The 1239-nt window shown below is 54.5% G+C and carries 2 protein-coding genes and 1 pseudogene; 2 read left to right on the top strand and 1 reads right to left on the bottom strand.

Annotated features, from left to right (window positions below; all coding sequences use genetic code 11):
- Together NW815_RS06325 and NW815_RS06330 are read left to right on the top strand one after the other, a co-directional pair.
- Positions 1-394, top strand: a 394-nt coding sequence (locus tag NW815_RS06325; protein ID WP_414415814.1) for a hypothetical protein, incomplete at its 5' end; no start/stop codon positions are given.
- Between the two features lie 109 nt (positions 395-503).
- Positions 504-926 carry a Spy/CpxP family protein refolding chaperone gene (locus NW815_RS06330; protein ID WP_414388569.1) on the top strand — a complete coding sequence of 141 codons (423 nt, stop codon included), beginning with the start codon at positions 504-506 and terminating at the stop codon, positions 924-926.
- 157 nt (positions 927-1083) lie between these two features.
- Here the strand turns inward: NW815_RS06330 and NW815_RS06335 are convergent.
- A pseudogene (locus NW815_RS06335) lies at positions 1084-1239 on the bottom strand (exodeoxyribonuclease III); the annotation flags it as partial.

Raw genomic sequence — 1239 nt, forward strand, 5'->3', positions numbered from 1 at the left:
TGCGAAGCAGTCAGGGTCGGGTAGTTTACGAGGGCATTACCCCATGAGTGAGCACCCCAACCCCCTAGCAGACGAGCGGCTGCGCCACTTTTTGCGTCAATATCGCCCCCTCCCTCCCCCTGCGGCTTCTGGGCTGGAGGAGCAGATCCTTCAAGTTGTGGCGACTCATCCACTTCATGGCCGGCTCAAGCACCCTTGGCGTTGGGTTGGCATCTCCCTTTTGGCGGGCGCTTTGCTGGGCTGGATTGGCTATCAGCGCTGGCAGGTACAGGTGGTGGCCCAGGAGACCGAAGCCCTAGAAAGTTTTTTGGTGAGCACTTGGGGAAGCTTGCTGAGCCCAGAGGGAACAGAAACCGAAACTTGGTGGATAGAACGCGATCCAGAGGGATCCTAAATCCATCAGCCTCACGAATATCCCCCTTCATTGACCATTACACCGCTGAGACTTCTGAGACCTTGGTCAGATTCTTGGTTAGATTCTTAGAAAAAGCCTGCAAAGAACCATGAGAAATGCTTGGATTTGGATCCCCATTTTGCCACTCTACCTGGGATCCCTGGGTGAACCGGTGATGGGCCAACCCCGCCCCCTGCGAATGATGGATTTGCGCCGCCCCTTTGCTCGCAATTTGCGGGAGCTGAACCTCTCCGACGAGCAGTTGCGGCAATTGCAGCAGATCCGCCACCGCAAACAGGAAGAGTTGTTGGATCGCATTTTGGAGTGGAGGGCAGCCCGCCGTCAATTGCGGGAGTTGCTGGTCAGCGATGCCCCTGAGTCAGAAGTGGCAGCTCAATTTCAGCGGGTACAACAGCTAAGCCAAGAAGTAAATGCCAAACGTTTTGAGGCAGTTCTGGAAATGCGACAGGTCCTCAGCTCAGAACAGCGGCAACACCTGCTGAAAATTCTCGAAGAGGCCGCTCCATTTTAATTGGATGGCTGGTTGGTATGAGCTGTTATGGTCATTTAAACAGGAATGAAACATTTCCGCCTGGCTCCCCTCTTCCTCTGAGAGAAGGGGTGAAGGCAGTGGCAGGGAGCGTTTGGGGAGTGTCTCAACCTAGCTTGAAATGACTATAACAAGGCGCTTAAATATCCAGGGCAACAATGACAGGGGCATGATCGCTGGGTTTTTCGGCCCGCCGTGGCTCAACATCGATCCAGCAAGCGGTGGCTTTCTCCTGTAGCTCACGAGACAGATAATGATGATCAATGCGCCAGCCGCGATTCCTTTGAAACCCCCC

The organism is Synechococcus sp. R6-7 (genome assembly GCF_047461695.1).
GTDB lineage: Bacteria > Cyanobacteriota > Cyanobacteriia > Thermostichales > Thermostichaceae > Thermostichus.